Annotated in this window: 1 protein-coding gene; it reads left to right on the top strand. The window is 56.0% G+C overall.

The genetic code is table 11. The features are described 5' to 3' along the window. The coding region (locus CSV68_RS16575; RefSeq protein WP_233192955.1) for a YfcL family protein at nt 1-347 on the top strand (347 nt) is incomplete at its 5' end. Nucleotides 348-489 lie beyond the last annotated feature (142 nt).

Genomic DNA, 489 nt, shown 5'->3' with positions numbered 1-489 from the left:
TTACCACACGCCGGAGATCACGGCGGAATGCTTCCCTTGGCCGGAAGATCTTTAACAGAGGAAAGAAGATGATCGCAGAATTTGAATCACGCATTCTGGCGTTAATTGATGACATGGTGGAACACGCCAGTGATGATGAGCTGTTCGCCAGCGGTTATCTGCGTGGTCACCTGACGCTGGCTGTCGCTGAGCTGGAAGCAGGGGACGATCACTCTGCCGAGGCCATTCATGATGAAGTGAGCCGCAGCCTGGAGAAAGCGATCCAGGCAGGGGAACTCTCTCCGCGTGACCAGTCATTAGTGCTGGGTATGTGGGACACCCTGTTCCAGCAGGCAAAAGCCAGGTAGTCATTTTCCTCCCTCTCCCGGTGGGAGAGGGAGGACATCGGCCCGCACGTTACTTCACCCTTTTTCCTTTCAGTAGCTTCCGTACCCACAAACGGTTGGGATTGAGCCCCGCAAGCGTAACGCTGTCCAGCGGAACGGGCTC

This window comes from Sporosarcina sp. P29, assembly GCF_002743265.1.
Lineage (GTDB): Bacteria > Bacillota > Bacilli > Bacillales_A > Planococcaceae > Sporosarcina.
Note: the sequence above shows the minus strand (reverse complement) of the source record. Positions and strands in the feature narration are given on the sequence as shown.